Source organism: Streptomyces sp. AHU1, from assembly GCF_045343905.1.
GTDB classification, from domain to species: Bacteria; Actinomycetota; Actinomycetes; order Streptomycetales; family Streptomycetaceae; genus Streptomyces; species Streptomyces triticiradicis.
The window spans coordinates 5,072,706-5,093,992 of the sequence record NZ_CP174283.1 but is presented as its reverse complement, the minus strand read 5'-3'; the positions used below and the strand labels follow the sequence as shown (position 1 = coordinate 5,093,992).

The following is a 21,287-nucleotide window of genomic DNA, read 5'->3' as shown; positions in this document are numbered from 1 at the left end:
TGGTCGTCTGGAGAAGGGACACGTCGGTCACTTCTCCGCGAGGACGGGGTCGAGCATCTCGTGCAGTTTGTCCTCGCTGAGCGCCTGCAGCGTGCGGGCCGCGATCTTCCCGTCCCGGTCGATGACGATCGTGGAGGGGATCGTCTGCGGGTTGAGCGTGCCCTTCTTGAAGCGGAGCATCAGCTTGCCCGTCGGGTCGTACAGGCTGGGGTACGGGACGCCCTGCTCCTTCTCGAAGGCCCGGGGCAGGGAGATGCTGGCGTCACGGGTGTTGATGCCGACGAACTGCACGCCCTCGGCGGCGGTCTCCTTGGCGACCTTGACGAGGTTGGGCGTCTCGGCGCGGCACGGCGGGCACCAGGAGCCCCACACGTTGAGGACGACGACCTTGCCCTTGTAGTCGGCGACGTCGACCCGCTTGCCGTCGACGGTCTTGCCGGAGAGGTCCGGGGCGGTGTCCCTGGACCCCTTGGCGACGGTGGAGATGCCGTCCTTGCCGGAGACGAAACCGCTGTTGCCACCGCCGCCGGAGGTGCCGCCGGAGCCGCACGCGGACAGGACGAGCGCGGCAAGGGCGGCCCCCGCGACTCGAAGGACGGCGCGGGGGCGGTTCGGGCGCTGGTCTGCGCGGCAGGCGGCACTCATGTGAAAAGTTTCGCATGCCCGTTTCGGGGATCTTCCGCACCCCCCTTGCGGGCGGAAACCCGCATTTCAGGCGGCCTGTCCCCGGAGGTAGCGGTGCCAGCCGCCGGCGGGTTCCTCCCCCACGTCCATCGACTGGAGTTTCGCCAGCACCTCGGGCCGCTGGACGTCCAGCCAGTCCACGAACTGCCGGAAGGAGACCATGCGCACGTCGGAGCCCTTCTCCTTCTCCCGGGCGATGTGGGTGAAGACGTGTTCGACGGCGTCCATGTAGATGCCGCCGTTCCACTCCTCGAAGTGGTTACCGATGAAGAACGGCGCCCGGTTCGTCTCGAATGCCCGCTTGAATCCCGCCACGTACGAGGCGGACGCCTGGGTGCGCCAGCCCGGGTAGTTGTACGAGGGCGCCCGGGTGGTGGCGATCGACTGGTTGGCGAGGATGTTGTAGTCCATCGACAGGACCTCGAAGCGGTGACCGGGGAAGGGCATCGCCTGCAGGGGCAGGTCCCACAGCCCCTGCTTCTTCTGCGGCCAGCGCTGGACACCGCCGGGCGAGGAGGCGTCGTAGCGCCAGCCGAGCTCCTTGACGGCGGGCAGCAGGTTGTCCTGGCCGAGCAGGCACGGGGTGCGGGCGCCGATGAGCTCCTTCTCGTAGTCGAAGGGCAGCGGGGGCAGGTCGGTCCAGCCCGTGTTGGTGCGCCACTCCTTGACGAAGGACTTGGCCTGTTCGATCTCGCTGGTCCACTGCCGGGCCGTCCAGTTGCCGACCGAGCCGGAGCCGCCGCAGAAGTGGCCGTTGAAGTGGGTGCCGATCTCGTGGCCGTCGAGCCAGGCCTGACGGACCAGCTTCAGGGTGGAGCGGACGTGTTCGTCGCTGAGGTAACCGATGTCCGAGGCGCCGCGGGGGTTGTTGGGCGGGTCGTACAGACGCTTCTTCGACTCGGGCAGCAGGTACAGCCCGGAGAGGAAGAACGTCATGTGCGCGTCGTTCTCCTTGGCGAGCTGGAGGAAGCGGTCGAAGAGGCCGGTACCGACCTCTCCGGCCCCGTCCCAGGAGAAGACCACGAACTGCGGCGGGGTCTCGCCGGGTTCCAGCGGCACGGGGGCCTCCGGCTGGCGCGGCTGCTTGCCCGTGTAGGCGGTGGAGCCGTCGCCGATGAGACGCATGACCGGCTTCTTCTTCGGGGCGCCGGGCCGGCCGGTGGCGGACGAGGCCGAGGAGGAGGCGTCAGGGTGTCGCGGGGCCTTCTCGCCCGAGGTCGTACCGCACGCCGCGAGTCCGAGCGCGCCCGCCGCACCCGCACCGAGGCCGATCATTCCTCTTCGGCTGACGTTGCGCATACGGTCCTCTTTTCATCGCACCCTCTCAGCTGACTCTCAGCTTGTATCCCATGAGAGGGCACGACGAAGACGGGGGTTCCGTTTAACGCGCTCGGACTTATACGATTTTACGAATATGCGCCCATTTGGACCGCTCTTCGTTCCGGACCGTCAGGCCCCGAACGCCTTGGTCTTCCCCTTCACCGGCTTGGCGCCCGCGAGGAGATGAGCCGGAACCAGATCGCGCGCGGGCTCGGTGTAGCCCACGGACACGATCTTGTCGCCGCGGTAGGTGAAGGTGGTCAGGGACGCCAGGGTGCACTGCCGCTTGCGCGGGTCGTGCCACAGCCGCCGCTTCTCCGCGTAGCTGCGGACGATCCAGATCGGCAGCTGATGGCTCACCAGCACCGCCTCGTGGCCGCGCGCCGCGTCCTTGGCGGCGTCCAACGCCCCCATCATGCGCACGACCTGGTCCACGTACGGCTCGCCCCAGGACGGCTTGAAGGGGTTGACGAGGTGCTTCCAGTTCTCCGGACGCCGCAGCGCGCCGTCCCCGACACCGAAGGTCTTGCCCTGGAAGACGTTGTCGGCCTCGATGAGCCGCCCGTCGGTCGCCAGGTCGAGCCCGTGGGCCTTCGCGATCGGCGTGGCCGTCTCCTGCGCCCGCTCCAGCGGCGAGGCCACGACGTGGGTGACGTCGCGCGAGGTGAGGTGCTCGGCCACCCGCTCGGCCATCTGCCGCCCCAGCTCCGACAGGTGGTACCCGGGCAGTCGCCCGTAGAGCACCCCGTCCGGGTTGGCGACCTCGCCGTGCCGCATCAGGTGGACGACCGTGATGTCGCCCGCGCCGTTCTTGCCGCTGTTCTCGCTCATGCCGTGGCCTCCGCCGCTGCCCGCGCCGCCGCCGGAAGGGCGTCGGCGATCCTCTGAACCGCCTGGTCGTCATGGGCCGTCGACACGAACCACGACTCGAACGAGGACGGCGGCAGGTAGACGCCCTGCGCCAGCATCGAGTGGAAGAACGCGGTGTAGCGGAAGGACTCCTGCGCCTTCGCGCCCTCGTAGTCGCGCACCTCGCGTCCCGTGAAGAAGACGGAGAACATGTTGGAGGCGCTCTGCAGACGGTGGGTCACACCCTCCTTGGCGAGCGCCTCGGTCACCAGCGCCCGGATCCGCGCCGACACCGCGTCGAGCTCGTCGTACGCGGCCCGGTCGAGCAGCCGCAGCTGCGCGAGCCCGGCGGCGGTGGCGACGGGATTGCCCGAGAGCGTGCCCGCCTGGTACACCGGCCCGGCCGGCGCCAGGTGCTCCATCACGTCCGCGCGACCGCCGAACGCGGCGGCCGGGAAGCCGCCGCCCATCACCTTGCCGAACGTCATCAGGTCGGGACGCACGCCGTCGATCCCGTACCAGCCGGCCCTGCTGGTGCGGAAGCCGGTCATCACCTCGTCGGAGATGTAGAGGGCGCCGTTCTTCGCGCAGGCGTCCTTGAGGCCCTGGTTGAAACCGGGCGCGGGGGGCACCACGCCCATGTTGCCGGGCGAGGCCTCGGTGATCACACAGGCGATCTCGCCGGGGTGCGCGTGGAACGCGGCCTGCACGGCTTCGAGGTCGTTGTAGGGCAGGACGATGGTGTCGGCCGCCTGGGCGCCGGTCACGCCGGGCGTGTCGGGCAGCGCGAAGGTCGCCACCCCGCTGCCCGCCGCGGCGAGCAGCGAGTCGACGTGGCCGTGGTAGCAGCCGGCGAACTTGATCACCTTCGTGCGCCGGGTGAACCCGCGGGCCAGCCGGATGGCCGACATGGTCGCCTCGGTGCCGCTGGAGACGAGCCGGACCTGCTCCACGGGCTCGACACGGGAGACGATCTCCTCGGCGAGGGCGACCTCCCCCTCACCGGGCGTACCGAAGGACGTACCGCGCGCGACGGCCTCCTGAACGGCGGCGACGACCTCGGGGCGGGAGTGCCCGAGGATCATCGGACCCCAGGAGCAGACGAGGTCGACGTACTCGCGGCCGTCGGCGTCGGTCAGGTACGGTCCGGTACCGGACACCATGAACCGGGGCGTACCGCCCACGGCGCGGAAGGCCCGCACCGGAGAATTCACGCCACCTGGTGTGACGGCCGCCGCACGGTCGAACAGCGACTGCGAGGCTGGGGCTTCGTAGGGATAAGGCAGTTCGGTCATGACCTGCGACGTCTCCGTCTCCGGGGGCTAGTGACCTCCTCAGGGTAGGCCAGGGGTCCCGGTGGGCCGTGAGGGGAAGAGCGGGGCGCCGTGAACGGAGCGCCCCGGCCCGACGTACGGCTCCACAGAGGAATGATCCCGGCCATCGCCGGGCCGGTGTGACGGAGCCCGGGACGACAACCGGGTCCCTTCCCCCGGCCATCTGCGAAACTGGGACACGAACGGACAGCTCACATGAACGACGGTGTTCAGGGGCCGCGAGATCCCGCGGACAGGTGTTTCGGCGCACGTTTCGGCGTGCGACCGTGGGGGAGGTCACTGTCACGATGATCGGGTTGCGTGGCGGGGGTCGCGCGACTTAGAAAAGCAGTCGGGTGGAGATATGCATCGCGGTGGCGGACTGGGCGAGGGGACCGATGACCTCAACCCTCGGCGTGCCCGGCGGGGGAAGCACCGGCGTGAGGCGGAGGAAGCGGCCGGCAGAGCAGGACAGGTGCAGGGATCACAGAGTGACCCCGACGAACGGATCGACCGCGCGGTCGAGCGACTGCGGGCGGAGAGCGGGAATGGTGGCCGAGTGGGGGTGACGTACAAATACTTCGGCGCGCCGGACGGCGCGACGGCCGCGAGGGTCCCGATCTCGATGCGCCCCGAAGAACTCGGCGGCGACGAACTCGGCATGAACGGCATGTTCACCAAGATCAAGCCGGAGACGATGGCCGCGATGGTCCTCACCGGCATAGAAGGCGTCCCCCTGAGCAAGGTGCCGCCGCTCGAGCTCGTCGTCCTGCACCCCGACTACGCCGTGGTCAAGCTCCCGATGACCGTCGTCGACCCGATCCGCGGCATAGGCGAGGAGGCCGTGGGCGCGGCCGCCTTCATCTGGTCCACCGTCCCGGACCGGGGCGGCCCGCGGGACGCATTCAACGTCTACCAGCTGCTGCACGAGTGGCAGGACTTCTCGAACCGCCTGCACGAGGCGGGGCACCAGCCGTACTGCCTGGTGTGGCCCTGACCCAGGGCCCTCACGGCAGCGGGCGGGGTTTCCGGACCCCGCCTTTTCCGTGTGCCGGGACCCTCTTCCGGCGCCCCGGCCCCGGTCCCCGCGGGGCGGGCCACCGGGGGCCCCGGCTACAGCCCGCCCGCGACCCGCAGGACCGCCCCCGTCGTGTACGAGGCGTCGTCCGACAGGAGCCAGGCCACCGCGCCGGAGATCTCCTCCGGCCGGCCCGCCCGGCCCATGGGGATGACGGCGGCCACCTTGGCCGGGCGCTGCGGGTCCTCGTGGAAGTCGGTCCAGACCGTGCCCGGGGCGACACAGTTCACACGGATGCCGACGGCCGCCACCTCCTTGGACAGGCCCATGGTCAGCGTGTCGACGGCTGCCTTCGCCGCCGCGTAGTGGACGTACTGCCCCGGGCTGCCGAGGGTCGCCGCGGCGGACGAGACGTTGACGATCGCGCCCCCGCCGGACGCGGTCATCTCCCGTACGGCACGGCGCGCGCAGAGCAGGTAGCCGAGGACGTTGACCGCCAGGGCCTCCCGCATGCCGTCGGGGTCGGCGTCGGCCAGCGGTCCGTTGGGGCCGCTGACGCCCGCGTTGTTCACCAGCCCGGTGACCGGACCGAGTCCGGCGGCCGCCGCGTCGAAGAGTCCGTCGACCGCGGCGGCGTCGGAGGTGTCCACGGCCACCGGCAGACAGCGCCGGCCCGCCTCCACGACGGCGTGCGCCACCTCCTCGGCCGACTCGCGGTCGGACCGGTAGCCGATGACGACGTCGTGGCCCTCCAGGGCCAGCCGCCTGCAGACGGCGGCGCCGATACCGCGGCCGCCGCCGGTCACCACCGTGACCTTCCGCCCGCTCCCCATGGCCGCTCCTCTCCGCACCGCGGACGATCAGTGTGCCGGAGAAAGGTTCCGCCCGTGTTCTCCCACGCCGCCGGACGCCCCGGCCGCCGTAAGGGCATGACCCGCCCGTGGCTCCCCCTCCCCCCGCACACGGGCGTCCCGGGACAAGAGCCGCCGGGGCAAAGGAATCTGACGGTCGGCACCTCGCACGGCGCATCCGGCGAAGCAGACGTGTCGCCGCCGATCGGGTCATGCGCAAAACGCTGCTCAAGGGGCCCGGACTCCCGGGAAAAACGGTGAATGGGCAGGTCAGAGAGGTCGGTCCACCTCCGGGCGATCGCCGGGGAAGCCGACGGGCAGGGCCTCGGCCGTGGGCCGGGTGAGCTCCCCGGGTGGTGCGCTTCGCACATCGGATTGACGGTTGATCACGTCGCACCGGGTTTTCGCCTGCTGACACGAGGTCAGCTACCTGGTTCTGACGGAAGGACTCCGACAATGCGATCTGCCCGCATGCTCCTGGCCGCCGCGACGGCCACCGCCGCTCTCGCGATCGGCGCTCCCGGCGCGTACGCCGCGACGGCCGGCGACTGGGACCACAGCGACTCCTCTTCCTCCTCCTCACCCTCGTCCTCCTCCTCCTCTTCGTCCTCCAAGGAGCAGTCCGACTCGGGATACGGCAAGGAGCACTCCGACTCCGGCTCCTCCAAGGAGCAGTCCGACTCCGGATACGGCAAGGAGCACTCCGACTCGGGCTACGGCAAGGAGCAGTCCGACTCCGGTTACGGCAAGGAGCACGAGGACTCCGGTTACGGCAAGGAGGAGCCGGGCAAGGAGGAGCCCGGCAAGCCCAGCGACAGCGGCCACGGCAAGCCCAGCTGGCACCACCAGAAGCCGGAAGGGGGCGTGCACACCGGCGGCGGCGCGCTGACGTCCGTCACGACGGACGACTCCGCCAAGTACGACAAGAAGTACGACCCGGAGACCTACAAGGACAAGGACTCCGCCGGCTCCGACAGCGGCAGCGGTTCCTGGGGCTCCGGAACGGACAAGGGCTCGTCGGACTCGAGCAGCAAGGGCTCGTGGGACTCGGGCAGCAAGGGCTCGTGGGACTCGGGCAGCAAGGACTCCGAGGGCAAGCCGCACGGCGGCGTCCACACCGGTGGCGGCGGTCTCGCCACGTCGTCCGGTATCACGGCCGGCGGAGTCGGGGTCCTGGGCCTCGCAGCGGCGGGCGTGTACATGCTGCGCCGTAGGAACACCGAGGGTGGTGCGTCCTGACCATGCCTGACGACATAGCGGTCCGGGCCGCCACCCCTCACCCCGTGGCGGCCCGCCCGGTCCCTGCTTCCGCTTCCCCCGCCCCTTCCACCACTGCCGCCTCTACCGCCTCTACTGCCTCTGCTGCCTCTGCTGCCTCAGCCGCTCGTACTGCTCTTGCCGCTCGTCCTCCCTCCACCGCCCCCGCCTCTGCCACCGGTCCCGCTGTCCCCTCCTCTCCCTGCCGCTCCCTACCGATCCGCTCCGCTGCCCCGACCCGATGAGGTGGTACCCGATGGCAGCCCGGTTGTCCTCTCCCGCCGAGACCCCGTACACGTCGCCCGAGCGGACCTTCAGACGCCGTGCGATGTGGGTCGTGTGGTGCGCCGGTGTCGCGGTCCTGCTGGCCACGAACGTGCTCCACCTCCAGGACGGGCCGTCCGGCCCCTCCCCCGCCTCCCGCGCCGCGGCGGCCCCGGCCCACTCGCACCCGCCCGTGTCCTCGGCATCGGCCTCCGCCTCGAACGACCGCCCGGCCGGGAAGCACCTCCCGCGGGCCGAGCCGACCCGGCTGCTCATCCCGAAGATCTCGGTGGACGCGCCCTTCACCGAACTCGCCATCGACGACACGGGCAAGCTCCAGCCCCCGCCCGCGAACGACACGAACCTGGTCGGCTGGTACGCCAAGGGCGTCTCCCCCGGTGAGACGGGTACGGCGATCATCGCCGGGCACGTCGACACGAAGACCTCCGCCGCCGTGTTCGCCGGTCTCGGAGACCTGAAGAAGGGCGACAGGTTCAGCGTCGAACGGTCCGACGGCCGGACGGCGTCCTTCGTCGTCGACAGCGCGGAGACCTTCGCGAAGAACGCCTTCCCCGACGACCGGGTGTACGCCGACGCCCCCGACGCCGAGGTGCGCCTCATCACCTGTGCCGGCACCTACGACCACACCGTCATGGACTACACCGACAACCTGGTGGTCTTCGCCCATCTCGTCTGACCGGGCGGGCGGTCCGGCTACCGCGTCACGAGCGAGTCGCCGTAGACGTTGTAGACGGTCACCGAGACCGTCTTGCCCCTGTCCTTCGCGTAGGCGCGGTAGGCCGCGGCGACCTTCTCCGCCTTGCCGAGGGCGTCGTCCTCGGCCCCGATGTCGGTGGAGATCAGGGCGTGGCCGTCGGTGCGTTCCTGGATGCGCTCGACGTCCTCGGTGACCCGCGCGAGCCTGTGGGCCTTGCCGTAGTCGCGCAGCGCCTTCGCGTCGGACTTCATGTCCGCGCTGTCACCGGCCGCGGGGAACTTCTCCGGGACCGCCGACTCCTCGGGGGCCTCGCTGGTGCAGGCCGTGGCCAGCAGGCACACGGTGAGGACGGGAAGGGCCATGAGGGCGGCGGCACGGCGGATGATCACGATCGTCTCCTTGTGGGGGGATGAGGGCGGGGGCCCGGTCGGGCCCCCGCCCTCAGGGGTGGACCGTCGGGGTCGGGTCAGTACTTGATGGCGTCGACCTTGTCGTTCCAGTTGCCGCCGCCCGCGAGCCAGGGGTAGTCGTACCCCTTGAAGTTCTTGTAGAGGGAGTATCCGGCCCCCAGGAACAGGCGCGGATCCGGCATTCCGGTGCGGATGTCGTAGCACTCGACGCCCCGCTGCGGGCGGTTGACGTAGGCGCTCGACGTCTTGTCCCGGAAGCCCCACTCGGAGAGGTGGCGCGTCTTGGCGGTGTCGTGGGTCGGGAACTTCAACATGCGGCCCTTGTAGCCGGCGTCCGCCCACAGGCACACGTTGCCCGCCGGGCAGGCCGTGTACAGCTTGGAGATGACACCGGAACCGGGGCCGTTCTCCTCGGCCGGGTCGGGGGTCGCCGTGGTGCTGCCGCCGTCACCGGTGGCGTCGTCGGTGTAGTCGTCGCCGCCCGTGTCGTCGTCGGCCGGGGCCGCGGCGGGACGGGCCGCGGCGGTCATCCCGGACTTCGTGTTCCGTCCGGCCTTCTCGCCGCTCCCGCGCGCCGACGAGGCGTGCGCCGAACCGGACCCGGCCGCGTCCCGGTTGGACTCCTCGACGGAGTCCCAGCACTTGGCCTCGCCCGTGACCGGGTCCTCCCCGCAGACCTCGGCACCCTGCCAGCCCTCGGCGAGGTTGATCTTCTTCCCGTTGTAGTCGGCGATGACGCCGCCGTGCGTGTCCTCGTCCGCGGGGGAGGCGTGCGGCCGGGTTTCCCCACGCGTGGTCGGCAGGCCGGATATCGGCTTGGTTCCGGTGGACGACGAGGTGCCGTGGCCGAGGGTGGCGGCGGTGGCCGGCGTGGACATCATGGCCGCGGTCACGGCGGCGATTCCGACATAGATCATTTTGCGCATGTGTCCGACTATATGGTCATGAACATGACTCTTTTCGCGGAAAGTGCGCAACGCCGGGTGATCATCGTCACCCCGGGTGCCCGCCCCCTGCCGGAGAGCCATCCGGCCACTCCCCCAAGACGGGCAGACGGGACGTCAGGTCACTTGCGGGACATGTGAGTTGAGTCACCGTTCGTCACTTCGTGCGTCACAAGTCCCCTGAGCGCGATGTTGAGTTCGAGGACGTTGACCCTGGGTTCGCCGATGAAGCCGAGGGTGCGTCCCTCGGTGTGCTCGTCGACCAGCTTCCGCACCCGGGCGACGGAGAGGTGGTTGCGTTCGGCGACCCGGTAGACCTGGAGTTCCGCGTACCGCGGGGAGATGTCCGGGTCGAGGCCGGAGCCGGAGGAGGTGACGGCGTCGGCGGGGACGTCCGAGGGCCTGACCGGGTGGCCGGGCACCGAGTTGTCCTCGACGACGGCCGCCCTGGCGTCCTCGACCTGCCGGACGAGGTCCTTGTTGTCCGCGGCGAGGTTGGTGGCGCCGGACAGGAGCAGCTCGTAGCGGGTGTTGACGGAGTTCTCGCCGAGCCCGTTCGCGGGGCGCGGCTGGAAGTAGTCCAGGGTGTACCCCCGCTGCCCGATGAGCGAGGAGCCGACGACCTTGCCGTCCGCCTTGATCTCCGAGCCGTTCGCCTTGCCGTTGAACAGCCCCTGAGCCACGCCGGTGACGGCGAGCGGGTACAGCACACCGCACACGACGGTCAGGACCAGCAGCGCGCGCAGGGACGCCCCGAGCAACCGGGCTGTGTTGGTTACGGAGTTGTTCATGGGGATCAGCACGCTTTCGAGGAGTTACAGCCCGGGGACGAGGGAGACGATCAGGTCGATGATCTTGATGCCGACGAACGGCGCGATCAGGCCGCCGAGGCCGTAGATCCCGAGGTTGCGGCGGAGCATCCTGTCGGCGCTCATCGGGCGGTAGCGCACCCCCCTCAGGGCGAGCGGCACCAGCGCGACGATGACCAGCGCGTTGAAGACGACGGCGGAGAGGATCGCGGAGTCGGGCGAGGACAGGCGCATGATGTTGAGTTCGTCCAGGCCCGGATAGACCGCTGCGAACAGCGCCGGGATGATCGCGAAGTACTTGGCGACGTCGTTGGCGATGGAGAACGTCGTGAGCGCGCCCCGGGTGATCAGCAGTTGCTTGCCGATCTCGACGATCTCGATGAGCTTGGTCGGGTCGGAGTCCAGGTCCACCATGTTCCCGGCCTCCTTGGCGGCCGAGGTCCCGGTGTTCATGGCCACGCCGACGTCGGCCTGGGCCAGCGCGGGGGCGTCGTTGGTGCCGTCGCCGGTCATCGCGACGAGCTTGCCGCCCGCCTGCTCCCGCTTGATGAGGGCCATCTTGTCCTCGGGGGTGGCCTCGGCGAGGAAGTCGTCGACGCCCGCCTCCTCCGCGATGGCTTTGGCGGTCAGCGGGTTGTCGCCCGTGATCATGACGGTCTTGATGCCCATGCGGCGCAGCTCGTCGAACCGCTCGCGCATGCCGTTCTTGACGACGTCCTTGAGGTGGATGACACCGAGGACGCGCGCGCCGTCGGTGTCCTCGACGGCCACGAGCAGCGGGGTGCCGCCCGCCCCGGAGATCCGGTCGGCGAGGGGGCCGGCGTCCCCGGAGACCGTGCCGCCCCGCTCCCCGACCCAGGCGATGACCGAACCGGCCGCGCCCTTGCGGACCTTGCGCCCCTCGAGGTCGACACCCGACATGCGGGTCTGCGCCGTGAAGGCGATCCACTCGGCACCGCTCAGCTCGCCCTGGTGGCGCTCGCGCAGTCCGTACCGCTCCTTGGCCAGGACGACGATCGAGCGGCCCTCGGGGGTCTCGTCCGCCAGGGAGGAGAGCTGGGCGGCGTCGGCGACCTCGGCCCCGGTCGTCCCCGCCACCGGCACGAACTCGGCGGCCTGCCGGTTGCCGAGCGTGATGGTGCCGGTCTTGTCCAGCAGCAGCGTCGACACGTCGCCGGCGGCCTCGACCGCCCGTCCGGACATGGCGAGCACGTTGCGCTGCACGAGGCGGTCCATGCCGGCGATGCCGATCGCGGAGAGCAGGGCGCCGATGGTGGTCGGGATCAGACAGACCAGCAGGGCCACCAGCACGACCGTCGTCAGATGGGTGCCCGCGTGGTCCGCGAGCGGCGGCAGCGTGGCGCAGGCCAGCAGGAAGACGATCGTCAGCGAGGCCAGCAGGATGTTGAGCGCGACCTCGTTGGGCGTCTTCTGCCGGGCCGCGCCCTCGACCAGGCCGATCATCCGGTCGATGAAGGTCTCGCCGGGCCTGGTCGTGATCTTGATGACGATCCGGTCGGAGAGGACCTTCGTGCCGCCGGTGACGGCCGAGCGGTCACCGCCGGACTCCCGGATGACGGGCGCCGACTCGCCGGTGATCGCCGACTCGTCGACGGACGCGACGCCCTCGACGACATCGCCGTCGCCGGGTATGACGTCGCCCGCCTCGCAGACCACCAGGTCACCGATCGTCAGATCCGTGCCGGACACCCGCTCCTCGCAACCGGAACCGTCCTTCAGCAGCCGCCGGGCGACCGTGTCGGTCCTGGCCCTGCGCAGGGTGTCCGCCTGCGCCTTGCCGCGCCCCTCGGCCACCGCCTCCGCCAGGTTGGCGAAGACGACGGTGAGCCACAGCCAGGCACTGATCGTCCAGCCGAACCAGTCCCCCGGGTCCTCGAAGGAGAAGGCGGTCGTCAGCACCGAGCCGACGAGGACGACGAACATGACGGGCGACTTGACCATCACCCGCGGGTCGAGCTTGCGGAACGCCTCGGGCAACGACGTGATCAGCTGCTCGGGGTCGAACAGGCCCGCGCCGGCCCGGCCCCCGGCGGGCTTGTGCGGGACGGGGACGTCGCTGTGGGGCGCCCGGGTGGGAGTGGCTGTGGACATGGAGTCCTCTGGGTTCTCTGTACGGGTCGTCATGACGCCAGCCCCTCGGCCAGCGGGCCCAGGGCGAGGGCCGGGAAGTAGGTCAGACCGGTGATGATCAGGACCGCGCCCACGAGCAGACCGGCGAACAGCGGCTTCTCGGTGCGCAGGGTGCCCGCCGTCGCCGGGACGGGCCGCTGCCCGGCGAGCGAGCCGGCCAGCGCGAGGACGAACACCATCGGCAGGAAGCGGCCCAGCAGCATGGCGAGCCCGGTCGTCGTGTTGAACCAGTCGGTGTTCGCGTTCAGACCGGCGAAGGCCGAGCCGTTGTTGTTGGCCGCCGAGGTGAAGGCGTACAGCACCTCGGAGAACCCGTGCGCGCCGGGGTTGAGCACCGAGTGCGGCGGGGTCGGCAGCGCCATGGAGGCGGCGGTGAGGACCAGCACCAGGGCCGGGGTGACGAGGATGTAGCAGGCGGCGAGCTTCATCTCGCGGGTGCCGATCTTCTTGCCCAGGTACTCGGGGGTGCGGCCGACCATCAGACCGGCGATGAACACCGCGATCACCGCCATGATCAGCATGCCGTAGAGACCGGAACCGGTACCGCCGGGCGCGATCTCGCCCAGCATCATGCCGAGCATCGCGATGCCGCCGCCCAGACCGGTGAAGGAGGAGTGGAAGGAGTCCACCGCGCCCGTCGAGGTCAGCGTCGTCGCCACCGCGAAGATCGACGAGCCGCCGACGCCGAACCGGGTCTCCTTGCCCTCCAGCGCGCCGCCCGCGGCCTGCAGCGCCGGACCGTGGTGGGCGAACTCGGTCCACATCATCAGCGCGGTGAAGCCCAGCCAGACGGTGACCATCGTGGCGAGGATCGCGTACCCCTGCCTCACCGAGCCGACCATCACGCCGAAGGTGCGGGTCAGGGAGAAGGGGATGAGCAGGATCAGGAAGACCTCGAAGAGGTTGGTGAACGGGGTCGGGTTCTCGAAGGGGTGGGCACTGTTGGCGTTGAAGTAGCCGCCGCCGTTGGTGCCGAGCTCCTTGATGGCCTCCTGCGAGGCGACCGCCCCGCCGTTCCACTGCCGCGAGCCCCCCGTGCCGTGTCCATCGAAAAACTGACCGACCTCGTGGATGCCGGAGAAGTTCTGGATCACGCCGCGGGCGACGAGGACCACCGCGGCGACGGCCGCCATCGGCACCAGGATCCGCAGCGTGCCGCGCACCAGGTCGGTCCAGAAGTTGCCCAGTTCACCGGTGCGGGAGCCCGCGAAGCCGCGCACGAGCGCCACCGCGACCGCCATGCCGACGGCCGCGGAGACGAAGTTCTGCACGGCCAGACCGGCGGTCTGCACGACGTGCCCCATGGTCTGCTCGCCGTAGTACGACTGCCAGTTCGTGTTCGTCACGAACGACACGGCCGTGTTGAACGACTGCGCCGGGCCGACCGAGGAGAAGCGGAGCGAGCCGGGCAGCACGCCCTGCAGCCGCTGCAGCAGATAGAGGAACAGCACGCCGACCGCCGAGAAGGCCAGGACGCCGCGCAGATAGGCGGGCCAGCGCATCGGTGCGTCCGGGTCGGCACCGATGCCCCGGTAGATCCACTTCTCCACCCTGAGGTGCCTGGTGGAGGAGTAGACCCTGGCCATGTAGCCGCCGACGGGGACGTGGACGAGCGCCAGCGCGCCCACGAGGGCGACGAGCTGGAGCACACCCGCGAGTACGGAACCCATGTCTCCCGCTGCGGTAACAGTCGATGTCACCGTCAGAACCTCTCCGGGAAGATCAGGGCGAGGACGAGATAGCCCAGCAGGGCGACGGCCACGATCAGGCCGACAACGTTCTCGGCGGTCACAGCTTCGTCACCCCCTTGGCGACGAGGGCCACCAGCGCGAACACCGCGATCGTGGTGACGACGAAGGCCACGTCGGCCATCGTGAGCTCCTAGGGGAGGTTCGGTTTCGGACGGACACTCCGAGCAAAACCCCTCACACACCGGACGCGGCCGCCGTTGACGCCTCCCATACGGGGCACGGCGCCCCCTTGACGCATCCCATACAGGGCGGAGCCCGCCGGTCCGCGCGCCGGCCGACGCCTGAACGGGCGACGGACCGCTGCTCTTCCGGCGGTCCCGTGATGCGCGACCAGCAGGTCTTAACGCAAGCTTGACGCCTGAGGCCCCTGGACGCTCGGGCCCGTGCATCACTCTCTGCATACGCTGATGGGCGCCGTCTCCTCGATGGCCGGAACCGTTCGAAGAGACGTACGTCAGGAGAGTCACCGATGGCCAGCACCGAGCCCGCCCCGCCGAGCCGCTTGCGGGCGTGGATGCTGGAAGGCCTGTCCGACATCAGCAAGAGCAAGGGCCGTCGGCTGCCGCAGCCGGCCGCCGAACCCACGCCCGTCCACAAGGGACAGCGCTGGTGGCGCGTCATGTGCCTGACCGGCGTCGACTACTTCTCCACCCTCGGCTACCAGCCCGGCATCGCCGCCCTCGCGGCCGGCCTCCTGTCCCCGATCGCGACGATCGTGCTCGTCATCGTCACCCTGGCCGGAGCGCTGCCCGTCTACCGCCGGGTCGCGGAGGAGAGCCCGCACGGCGAGGGCTCCATCGCGATGCTCGAACGCCTGCTCTCCTTCTGGAAGGGCAAGCTGTTCGTCCTCACCCTGCTCGGCTTCGCCGCCACCGACTTCCTGATCACCATCACCCTCTCGGCGGCCGACGCCTCCACCCACCTGGTGGAGAACCCCCATCTGAACAGCGCCCTGCACGACAAGCAGATGGTGATCACCCTGTTCCTGGTGGCCCTGCTGGGAGCGGTCTTCCTCAAGGGCTTCCTGGAGGCGATCGGCGTCGCGGTGGTGCTGGTGGGCATCTACCTCGGACTCAACGTCGTCGTCGCCGTGGCGGGACTCTGGGAGGTCGCCACCCACGAGCACCTCGTCACCGACTGGACCACCGCACTGACCGCCGAACACGGCAACGCCCTCGCCATGATCGGCGTGGCCCTGCTCGTCTTCCCGAAACTCGCGCTCGGCCTGTCCGGCTTCGAGACCGGGGTCGCGGTCATGCCGCACGTGGAGGGCGACCCGGCCGACACCGAGGAGAAGCCCGCCGGACGGATCCGCGGCGCCAAGAAGCTGCTGACCACCTCCGCCGTGATCATGAGCGTCTTCCTGATCGTCACCAGCTTCATCACCACCGTGCTGATCCCGGAGAAGGAGTTCGAGCCGGGCGGCCAGGCCAACGGCCGCGCCCTCGCCTACCTCGCCCACGAGTACCTCGGCAACGCCTTCGGCACGGTCTACGACATCTCCACGATCTGCATCCTGTGGTTCGCCGGCGCCTCCGCGATGGCCGGACTGCTCAACCTCATGCCGCGCTATCTCCCGCGCTACGGCATGGCCCCGCACTGGGCCCGCGCCGTCCGCCCCATGGTGATCGTCTTCACCCTGATCGCGTTCCTGGTCACCTGGCTCTTCGACGCCGACGTCGACGCCCAGGGCGGCGCGTACGCCACCGGTGTCCTCGTCCTGATCAGCTCCGCCGCCATCGCCGTCACCATCGCCGCCCGCAAGGCCCGCCAGAAACACTGGACCGTCCTCTTCGCGGTCATCTCGGCGGTCTTCCTCTACACGACCGTCGTCAACATCATCGAGCGTCCCGACGGCGTGAAGATCGGCGCCTGCTTCATCACCGGCATCATGCTCGTCTCCTTCCTCTCCCGGCTCGCCCGGGCCTTCGAGCTGCGCGTGACCAGCATGACCATGGACGACATGGCCGAGCGGTTCGTCCGGGACATCGCGAGCCGCCGGATGCGCTTCATCGCCAACGAACCCGACAAGCGCGACATCACCGAGTACCGCGAGAAGATCGAGCAGATCCGCGCCGACCACGACCTCCCCGCCCAGGAGGACTTCGTCTTCCTGGAGGTCACCGTCGGCGACCCCTCGGAGTTCGAGTCCGTCATGAACGTACGCGGCGAAGTCCTGCACGGCCGCTACCGCGTCCTCACCCTGGAATCCGCCTCCATCCCCAACGCCCTCGCCTCTCTGCTCCTCTATGTGCGCGACACCACCGGCGGCATCCCGCACATCTACTTCGAGTGGACCGAGGGCAGCCCCTTCACCAACTTCCTGCGCTTCTTCCTCTTCGGCCAGGGCGAGGTCGCCCCCGTCACCAGGGAAGTCCTGCGCGAGGCCGAGCCCGACCGCGCACGACGGCCGCGGGTGCACGTCGGCTGACGCCTCCGGGGGCACGGCGAGGACGGGTGCGGTCCCGTGGCGTCCGTCCGGACGCCGGATCCGACCAGGACCTTTCCGGCACGTCCGACACACCGGAAAGAAGTGAGAGGCCGGTAAGAAGGCCCGTCGCGGACCCGCTCACCAGGCCGCATCCCGCCGACCGCTTGGCAGACTGGTCGAGTGCCCCAGAACGTACTGCTCGCCGAGGACGACCGCGCCATCCGCCATGCCCTGGAAAGGGCACTGACGCTGGAGGGCTACCGGGTGACGGCCGTGGCCGACGGGGTGGAGGCGCTGGCCCAGGCCCACCGCACCCCGCCGGACGTCCTCGTCCTCGACGTCATGATGCCCGGCATCGACGGCCTCCAGGTCTGCCGCGTGCTGCGCGCCGAGGGCGACCGCACCCCCATCCTGATGCTCACCGCGCTCGTCGAGACCGCCGACCGCATCGCCGGTCTCGACGCGGGCGCCGACGACTACGTCGTCAAGCCGTTCGACGTCGAGGAGGTCTTCGCCCGGCTGCGCGCCCTGCTGCGCCGCACCGGCAACGGCGCCTTCGACGAGGACGCCCCGACGCCCGCGCCCCGGGAACCGCGGACGTCCGGCGCGCAGATCTCCGCGGCCGGGCTGCGCATGGACATCCAGGCCCGCCGGGCCTGGCGCGGGCAGCGCGAGCTGGAACTGACCCGGACCGAGTTCGAGCTCCTCGAACTGCTCGTCCGCAACGCGGGCATCGTCCTCGACCACTCCACCATCTACGACCGGATCTGGGGCTACGACTTCGGCCCCGGCTCCAAGAACCTCGCCGTGTACGTGGGCTACCTGCGGCGCAAGCTCGACGAGCCCGGCGCTCCGGCGCTGATCCACACCGTGCGAGGCGTGGGGTACGTCCTGAGGGAGGACTGAGTGCGACGACGGCTGCGGCAGGTGTCCTCCCTGCGGGCCACCTTCACCGTGTCCTTCGCCGCCGTCGCCGCCGCCGTCACGGTCCTGGTCGGGTTCCTCAGCTACGACGCCGCCGCGCGGCTGGTGCGGGTGGACCAGCAGACCGTCTTCGCCGAGGTGGTGCAGGACCTGCGCGACCAGGTGCGGGAACGCCCGCTGGACCCGGGCGACTTCGCCCCCTCCGACCTGGACCACGCCGGGCCCCTGGAGGACATCATCCGGCCCAGCCGCACCGACGTGCAGGTGCTCGGGGCGGGCGGCGCGATCATCGACCGGGGCGTTCCGCCCCTGCCCGTGAACGGCCGCGACCGGGCGGTCGCCGGCCACGCCGCGGCGGGCGCCCTGGTGGAGCACAAGGACGTCGACGTCGCCGGCGACCGCTACCGGCTGACCACCGTGTCGCTGGGCGGCGGACGGGGCGCCGTACAGGTCGCCCAGCAGTTCAGCGACACGGAGGACCTGCTCCGGGAGCTCCAGCAGCGGACGGTCCTGCTCGTCGGGGCCGTCGTGATCGCCGCGGGGCTGTTCGGCTGGTGGCTGGCCCGGCGCATCACCCGGCGCCTGGTGCGGCTCGCCGGGGCCGCCGAGGACGTGGCGCGCACCGGTCGTCTCGGCATCCAGGTGCCGGTCACCGGCCATGACGAGGTGGCCCGGCTCGGCCGGTCCTTCGACCGGATGCTCGGCCGTCTCGCCCAGTCCGAGGAGGACCAGCGCCGTCTGGTCCAGGACGCGGGACACGAACTCCGTACGCCGCTGACCTCCCTGCGTACGAACATCTCCATGCTCCGCCGGATCGACGAACTGCCGCCCGACGCCCGCGAGGAACTCGTCGCCGATCTGGCCCTGGAGTCCCGGGAGCTGACCGACCTGGTCAACGAACTCGTCGCCCTCGCGGCCGGCCAGTCGGACACCGAGCCCGTACGGCGGCTCGACCTCGCCGAACTCGCCGAGGACGTCGCGATCGTCGCCCGCCGCCGCACCGGGCGGGACATCACCGTCCGGGCGGCCGGCGACACCGCGGTCGACGGCCGCCCGACCGCCCTCCAGCGCGCGGTCTCCAACCTCGTGGAGAACGCCGCCAAGTTCGACCTGGGCGGGAGGGCGCCGATCGAGGTGGTGGTGACGGGGCCGACCCCCGCGAGCCCCACGGGCCCGGCCGCCTTCGTGGGCTCCGCGGGATCTGCGGGGTCTGCGGGGTCCTCGAGCCAGCAGGGATCGGTGTGCGTCGAGGTGCTCGACCGGGGGCCCGGCATCGGCGACGACGACCTCGAGCGTGTCTTCGACCGCTTCTACCGAACCGCCGACGCCCGCAGCCTCCCCGGCTCGGGCCTCGGCCTCTCGATCGTCCGCGAGGTCTCCACCGCGCACGGAGGCACCCCGTTCGCCCACCCCCGGAAGGGCGGCGGAACGGTGATCGGCTTCACGGTGGAGGGCGCACCTCCGATCGGCTGAGGTACCGGCGGGTCCGGTCCGGTGGGGGTCGGGGCCGCGCCGGTACATCCGCCCGCATCCGGACGGATCCCCCCGGGGTTTCGAAGTGCGGGTGGGTTCCGATCCGTCCGGCCTGCGGGCATTCGATGTACCGGCACGACCCCTCCCGCGCGTCGCCGGGTGCGGGTGCGATGTGGTGGGCGCAGCCCCTCATCGGCGTGATTTTCAGCCCCTCCGGCGTTTGAGGAGCGGGGTCTGGGGCGGAGCCCCAGGGGTGGGAAGGGCAGGGGCGGAGGGGGCGAAAAACCCGCTACGCCCGCAGCGCCGCGAGCTGTTCCGCGAACGGGACCACGTGGAAACCGTCCGCACGGCCGGACGAAGGCTGGGCAGGGACAGCGGCCGCCTCGGGTCCGGCCTGGGCCGAGGAGGGCGCCGGGGTCGGGCCGGGCTCCACGGAGCCGGCCAGGGCCGACATCAGCGCGGCCAGCTCACCCCCGGCCCGATCGATCCGCTCCGCGAGCCCCTCGGCCCCCCAGTCCTCCGACGCCGCGTACACCCCGGTCGGCACGACCACCGCCCGCAGGTACGCGAACAGCGGACGCAGCGCGTGTTCGAGGACCAGCGAGTGCCGCCCGGTCCCCCCGGTCGCCGCGATCAGCACGGGCCTGCCCGCCAGCGCGTCCTTGTCGAGCACGTCGAAGAACGACTTGAACAGACCGCTGTAGGACGCGGAGAAGACGGGCGTGACGACGATCAGACCGTCCGCGGAGGTCACGTCGTCGATCGCGGCGGACAGGGCGCGGCCGGGGAAGCCGTTGGTGAGGTTGTGCGCGATCTCGACCGCGAGGTCGCGCAGTTCGACGACCCGGAGGTCCACCTCACCGGACGCCCGGCCGACGGTCGCGGCCGCCAGCCGGTCGCCCAGCAGCCGCGTGGACGACGGGACGCTCAGCCCCGCCGAGACGACGACGAGCTTCATGCGCGGCTCACCTCTTCCTTCTCCTCCGTCGCGGCCACCCGGGCCGCGTGGGTCGGCGCGTCCGGCACGTCGGCCGGACGGTTCTTGGCGAATTCCTCGCGCAGCACCGGCACGACCTGCTCGCCCAGCAGGTCGAGCTGCTCCAGGACCGTCTTGAGCGGCAGCCCGGCGTGGTCCATCAGGAAGAGCTGGCGCTGGTAGTCACCGGCGTACTCGCGGAAGGACAGCGTCTTCTCGATGACCTGCTGCGGAGAGCCGACGGTGAGCGGGGTCTGCTCGGTGAAGTCCTCCAGGGAGGGGCCGTGGCCGTAGACCGGCGCGTTGTCGAAGTACGGACGGAACTCCCGTACGGCGTCCTGCGAGTTGGGCCGCATGAACACCTGGCCGCCGAGGCCGACGATCGCCTGCTCGGCCGTGCCGTGCCCGTAGTGCGCGTACCGCTCGCGGTAGAGCTCGACCATCCGCTTGGTGTGGTCGGCGGGCCAGAAGATGTTGTTGTGGAAGAAGCCGTCGCCGTAGTACGCGGCCTGCTCGGCGATCTCGGGCGAGCGGATGGAGCCGTGCCAGACGAACGGCGGGACACCGTCCAGCGGGCGCGGGGTCGACGTGAACGACTGGAGCGGCGTACGGAACTTGCCCTCCCAGGTCACCACGTCCTCGCGCCACAGGCGGTGCAGCAGCGCGTAGTTCTCGACGGCGAGGTTGATGCCCTGCCGGATGTCCTGCCCGAACCAGGGGTAGACCGGCCCGGTGTTGCCGCGGCCCATCATCAGGTCGACCCGGCCGTCCGCGAGGTGCTGGAGCATCGCGTAGTCCTCGGCGATCTTCACCGGGTCGTTGGTGGTGATCAGCGTCGTGGACGTGGACAGGACGAGCTTCTCGGTGCGCGCCGCGATGTAGCCGAGCATCGTGGTCGGGGACGACGGCACGAACGGCGGGTTGTGGTGCTCGCCGGTCGCGAAGACGTCGAGGCCGACCTCCTCGGCCTTCAGCGCGATGGCGACCATGGCCTTGATGCGCTCGCGCTCGGTCGGCTCCCGGCCCGTGGTGGGGTCCGGTGTCACATCACCGACGCTGAAGATCCCGAACTGCATGGTCGCTCACCCTCCAAGTTGTTGACGCTTCAACTATACTCGTGAACCACCACCCCGCCCGGACTATT

At 70.5% G+C, this 21,287-nt stretch carries 19 protein-coding genes; 6 read left to right on the top strand and 13 right to left on the bottom strand.

Features of this window, described 5'->3' with window-relative positions:
* Window positions 1–27 precede the first annotated feature (27 nt).
* The 4 genes from ACICHK_RS22740 to hemL all read right to left on the bottom strand — a co-directional run bounded on the left by ACICHK_RS22740 (window position 28) and on the right by hemL (window position 4,148).
* A complete protein-coding gene (locus ACICHK_RS22740) occupies window positions 28–645 on the bottom strand; it encodes a TlpA family protein disulfide reductase (protein ID WP_406838340.1) in 618 nt (205 codons plus the stop codon).
* 66 nt (window positions 646–711) lie between these two features.
* Entirely contained in the window at window positions 712–1,983 is a 1,272-nt protein-coding gene (locus ACICHK_RS22735; protein ID WP_406838339.1) for a hypothetical protein, read from the bottom strand.
* 150 nt (window positions 1,984–2,133) lie between these two features.
* Window positions 2,134–2,835, bottom strand: a complete 702-nt coding sequence (locus tag ACICHK_RS22730) for a histidine phosphatase family protein (protein WP_406838338.1) — start codon at window positions 2,833–2,835, stop codon at window positions 2,134–2,136.
* A complete protein-coding gene (gene hemL / locus ACICHK_RS22725) occupies window positions 2,832–4,148 on the bottom strand; it encodes a glutamate-1-semialdehyde 2,1-aminomutase (protein WP_406838337.1) in 1,317 nt (438 codons plus the stop codon). The genes ACICHK_RS22730 and hemL overlap by 4 nt, the downstream gene beginning before the upstream one ends.
* Window positions 4,149–4,725: 577 nt before the next feature.
* Between hemL and ACICHK_RS22720 the strand changes: the two genes are divergently transcribed.
* Window positions 4,726–5,163, top strand: a complete 438-nt coding sequence (locus ACICHK_RS22720) for a hypothetical protein (RefSeq protein WP_103548255.1) — start codon at window positions 4,726–4,728, stop codon at window positions 5,161–5,163.
* A 116-nt stretch (window positions 5,164–5,279) separates the two neighbouring features.
* Here the strand turns inward: ACICHK_RS22720 and ACICHK_RS22715 are convergent, their stop codons facing one another.
* Window positions 5,280–6,017 carry an SDR family NAD(P)-dependent oxidoreductase gene (locus tag ACICHK_RS22715; protein ID WP_406838336.1) on the bottom strand — a complete coding sequence of 246 codons (738 nt, stop codon included), beginning with the start codon at window positions 6,015–6,017 and terminating at the stop codon, window positions 5,280–5,282.
* A gap of 474 nt (window positions 6,018–6,491) precedes the next feature.
* Here ACICHK_RS22715 and ACICHK_RS22710 point away from each other — a divergent pair, with 474 nt between their 5' ends.
* Together ACICHK_RS22710 and ACICHK_RS22705 are read left to right on the top strand one after the other, a co-directional pair.
* Window positions 6,492–7,274, top strand: coding sequence for a hypothetical protein (locus ACICHK_RS22710; protein ID WP_406838335.1), 783 nt, complete (start codon window positions 6,492–6,494; stop codon window positions 7,272–7,274).
* A 274-nt stretch (window positions 7,275–7,548) separates the two neighbouring features.
* Window positions 7,549–8,253 carry a class F sortase gene (locus ACICHK_RS22705; RefSeq protein ID WP_406838334.1) on the top strand — a complete coding sequence of 235 codons (705 nt, stop codon included), beginning with the start codon at window positions 7,549–7,551 and terminating at the stop codon, window positions 8,251–8,253.
* Between the two features lie 17 nt (window positions 8,254–8,270).
* On the opposite strand, the gene ACICHK_RS22700 is transcribed toward ACICHK_RS22705, so the two are convergent.
* The 6 genes from ACICHK_RS22700 to kdpF all read right to left on the bottom strand — a co-directional run bounded on the left by ACICHK_RS22700 (window position 8,271) and on the right by kdpF (window position 14,380).
* Window positions 8,271–8,663 carry a hypothetical protein gene (locus tag ACICHK_RS22700; RefSeq protein WP_406838333.1) on the bottom strand — a complete coding sequence of 131 codons (393 nt, stop codon included), beginning with the start codon at window positions 8,661–8,663 and terminating at the stop codon, window positions 8,271–8,273.
* 77 nt (window positions 8,664–8,740) lie between these two features.
* Window positions 8,741–9,610, bottom strand: coding sequence for a peptidase inhibitor family I36 protein (locus ACICHK_RS22695; protein ID WP_406838332.1), 870 nt, complete (start codon window positions 9,608–9,610; stop codon window positions 8,741–8,743).
* Window positions 9,611–9,750: 140 nt separating this feature from the next.
* A complete protein-coding gene (locus ACICHK_RS22690) occupies window positions 9,751–10,419 on the bottom strand; it encodes a potassium-transporting ATPase subunit C (RefSeq protein WP_406838331.1) in 669 nt (222 codons plus the stop codon).
* Window positions 10,420–10,443: 24 nt separating this feature from the next.
* The gene (gene kdpB / locus ACICHK_RS22685; protein ID WP_406838330.1) at window positions 10,444–12,582 is read right to left on the bottom strand and encodes a potassium-transporting ATPase subunit KdpB; all 2,139 of its coding nucleotides are present in this window, start codon (window positions 12,580–12,582) and stop codon (window positions 10,444–10,446) included.
* On the bottom strand, window positions 12,579–14,258 hold the full coding sequence (gene kdpA, locus ACICHK_RS22680; RefSeq protein ID WP_406838329.1) for a potassium-transporting ATPase subunit KdpA: 1,680 nt from the start codon (window positions 14,256–14,258) through the stop codon (window positions 12,579–12,581). The genes kdpB and kdpA overlap by 4 nt, the downstream gene beginning before the upstream one ends.
* A 32-nt stretch (window positions 14,259–14,290) precedes the next feature.
* Window positions 14,291–14,380: a K(+)-transporting ATPase subunit F gene (kdpF, locus tag ACICHK_RS22675; protein WP_018566520.1), complete on the bottom strand. Its 90-nt coding sequence runs from the start codon at window positions 14,378–14,380 to the stop codon at window positions 14,291–14,293.
* A 428-nt stretch (window positions 14,381–14,808) separates the two neighbouring features.
* Between kdpF and ACICHK_RS22670 the strand changes: the two genes are divergently transcribed.
* From ACICHK_RS22670 to ACICHK_RS22660, 3 genes are all read left to right on the top strand, one after another.
* The gene (locus ACICHK_RS22670; RefSeq protein ID WP_406838327.1) at window positions 14,809–16,770 is read left to right on the top strand and encodes an amino acid transporter; all 1,962 of its coding nucleotides are present in this window, start codon (window positions 14,809–14,811) and stop codon (window positions 16,768–16,770) included.
* Window positions 16,771–16,950: 180 nt separating this feature from the next.
* Window positions 16,951–17,676: a response regulator transcription factor gene (locus ACICHK_RS22665; RefSeq protein ID WP_406838326.1), complete on the top strand. Its 726-nt coding sequence runs from the start codon at window positions 16,951–16,953 to the stop codon at window positions 17,674–17,676.
* Window positions 17,677–19,167, top strand: coding sequence for an ATP-binding protein (locus ACICHK_RS22660; RefSeq protein ID WP_406838325.1), 1,491 nt, complete (start codon window positions 17,677–17,679; stop codon window positions 19,165–19,167).
* A 289-nt stretch (window positions 19,168–19,456) separates the two neighbouring features.
* Here the strand turns inward: ACICHK_RS22660 and ACICHK_RS22655 are convergent, their stop codons facing one another.
* Both ACICHK_RS22655 and ACICHK_RS22650 read right to left on the bottom strand, forming a co-directional pair.
* On the bottom strand, window positions 19,457–20,125 hold the full coding sequence (locus ACICHK_RS22655; RefSeq protein ID WP_406838324.1) for an FMN reductase: 669 nt from the start codon (window positions 20,123–20,125) through the stop codon (window positions 19,457–19,459).
* Window positions 20,122–21,219, bottom strand: a complete 1,098-nt coding sequence (locus ACICHK_RS22650) for an LLM class flavin-dependent oxidoreductase (protein WP_406838323.1) — start codon at window positions 21,217–21,219, stop codon at window positions 20,122–20,124. Before ACICHK_RS22650 ends, ACICHK_RS22655 begins: the two co-directional genes overlap by 4 nt.
* Window positions 21,220–21,287: the final 68 nt, after the last annotated feature.

What these genes read in the sequence shown, in the direction of transcription:
- ACICHK_RS22650 (WP_406838323.1), bottom strand. Translation starts at nt 21,219, where the DNA reads ATGCAGTTCGGGATCTTCAGCGTCGGTGATGTGACACCGGACCCCACC.
- kdpA (WP_406838329.1), bottom strand. Translation starts at nt 14,258, where the DNA reads ATGGGTTCCGTACTCGCGGGTGTGCTCCAGCTCGTCGCCCTCGTGGGC.
- ACICHK_RS22705 (WP_406838334.1), top strand. Translation starts at nt 7,549, where the DNA reads ATGGCAGCCCGGTTGTCCTCTCCCGCCGAGACCCCGTACACGTCGCCC.
- ACICHK_RS22670 (WP_406838327.1), top strand. Translation starts at nt 14,809, where the DNA reads ATGGCCAGCACCGAGCCCGCCCCGCCGAGCCGCTTGCGGGCGTGGATG.
- hemL (WP_406838337.1), bottom strand. Translation starts at nt 4,148, where the DNA reads ATGACCGAACTGCCTTATCCCTACGAAGCCCCAGCCTCGCAGTCGCTG.
- ACICHK_RS22715 (WP_406838336.1), bottom strand. Translation starts at nt 6,017, where the DNA reads ATGGGGAGCGGGCGGAAGGTCACGGTGGTGACCGGCGGCGGCCGCGGT.
- ACICHK_RS22740 (WP_406838340.1), bottom strand. Translation starts at nt 645, where the DNA reads ATGAGTGCCGCCTGCCGCGCAGACCAGCGCCCGAACCGCCCCCGCGCC.
- ACICHK_RS22730 (WP_406838338.1), bottom strand. Translation starts at nt 2,835, where the DNA reads ATGAGCGAGAACAGCGGCAAGAACGGCGCGGGCGACATCACGGTCGTC.
- kdpB (WP_406838330.1), bottom strand. Translation starts at nt 12,582, where the DNA reads ATGACGACCCGTACAGAGAACCCAGAGGACTCCATGTCCACAGCCACT.
- ACICHK_RS22695 (WP_406838332.1), bottom strand. Translation starts at nt 9,610, where the DNA reads ATGCGCAAAATGATCTATGTCGGAATCGCCGCCGTGACCGCGGCCATG.
- ACICHK_RS22735 (WP_406838339.1), bottom strand. Translation starts at nt 1,983, where the DNA reads ATGCGCAACGTCAGCCGAAGAGGAATGATCGGCCTCGGTGCGGGTGCG.
- ACICHK_RS22710 (WP_406838335.1), top strand. Translation starts at nt 6,492, where the DNA reads ATGCGATCTGCCCGCATGCTCCTGGCCGCCGCGACGGCCACCGCCGCT.
- ACICHK_RS22690 (WP_406838331.1), bottom strand. Translation starts at nt 10,419, where the DNA reads ATGAACAACTCCGTAACCAACACAGCCCGGTTGCTCGGGGCGTCCCTG.
- ACICHK_RS22655 (WP_406838324.1), bottom strand. Translation starts at nt 20,125, where the DNA reads ATGAAGCTCGTCGTCGTCTCGGCGGGGCTGAGCGTCCCGTCGTCCACG.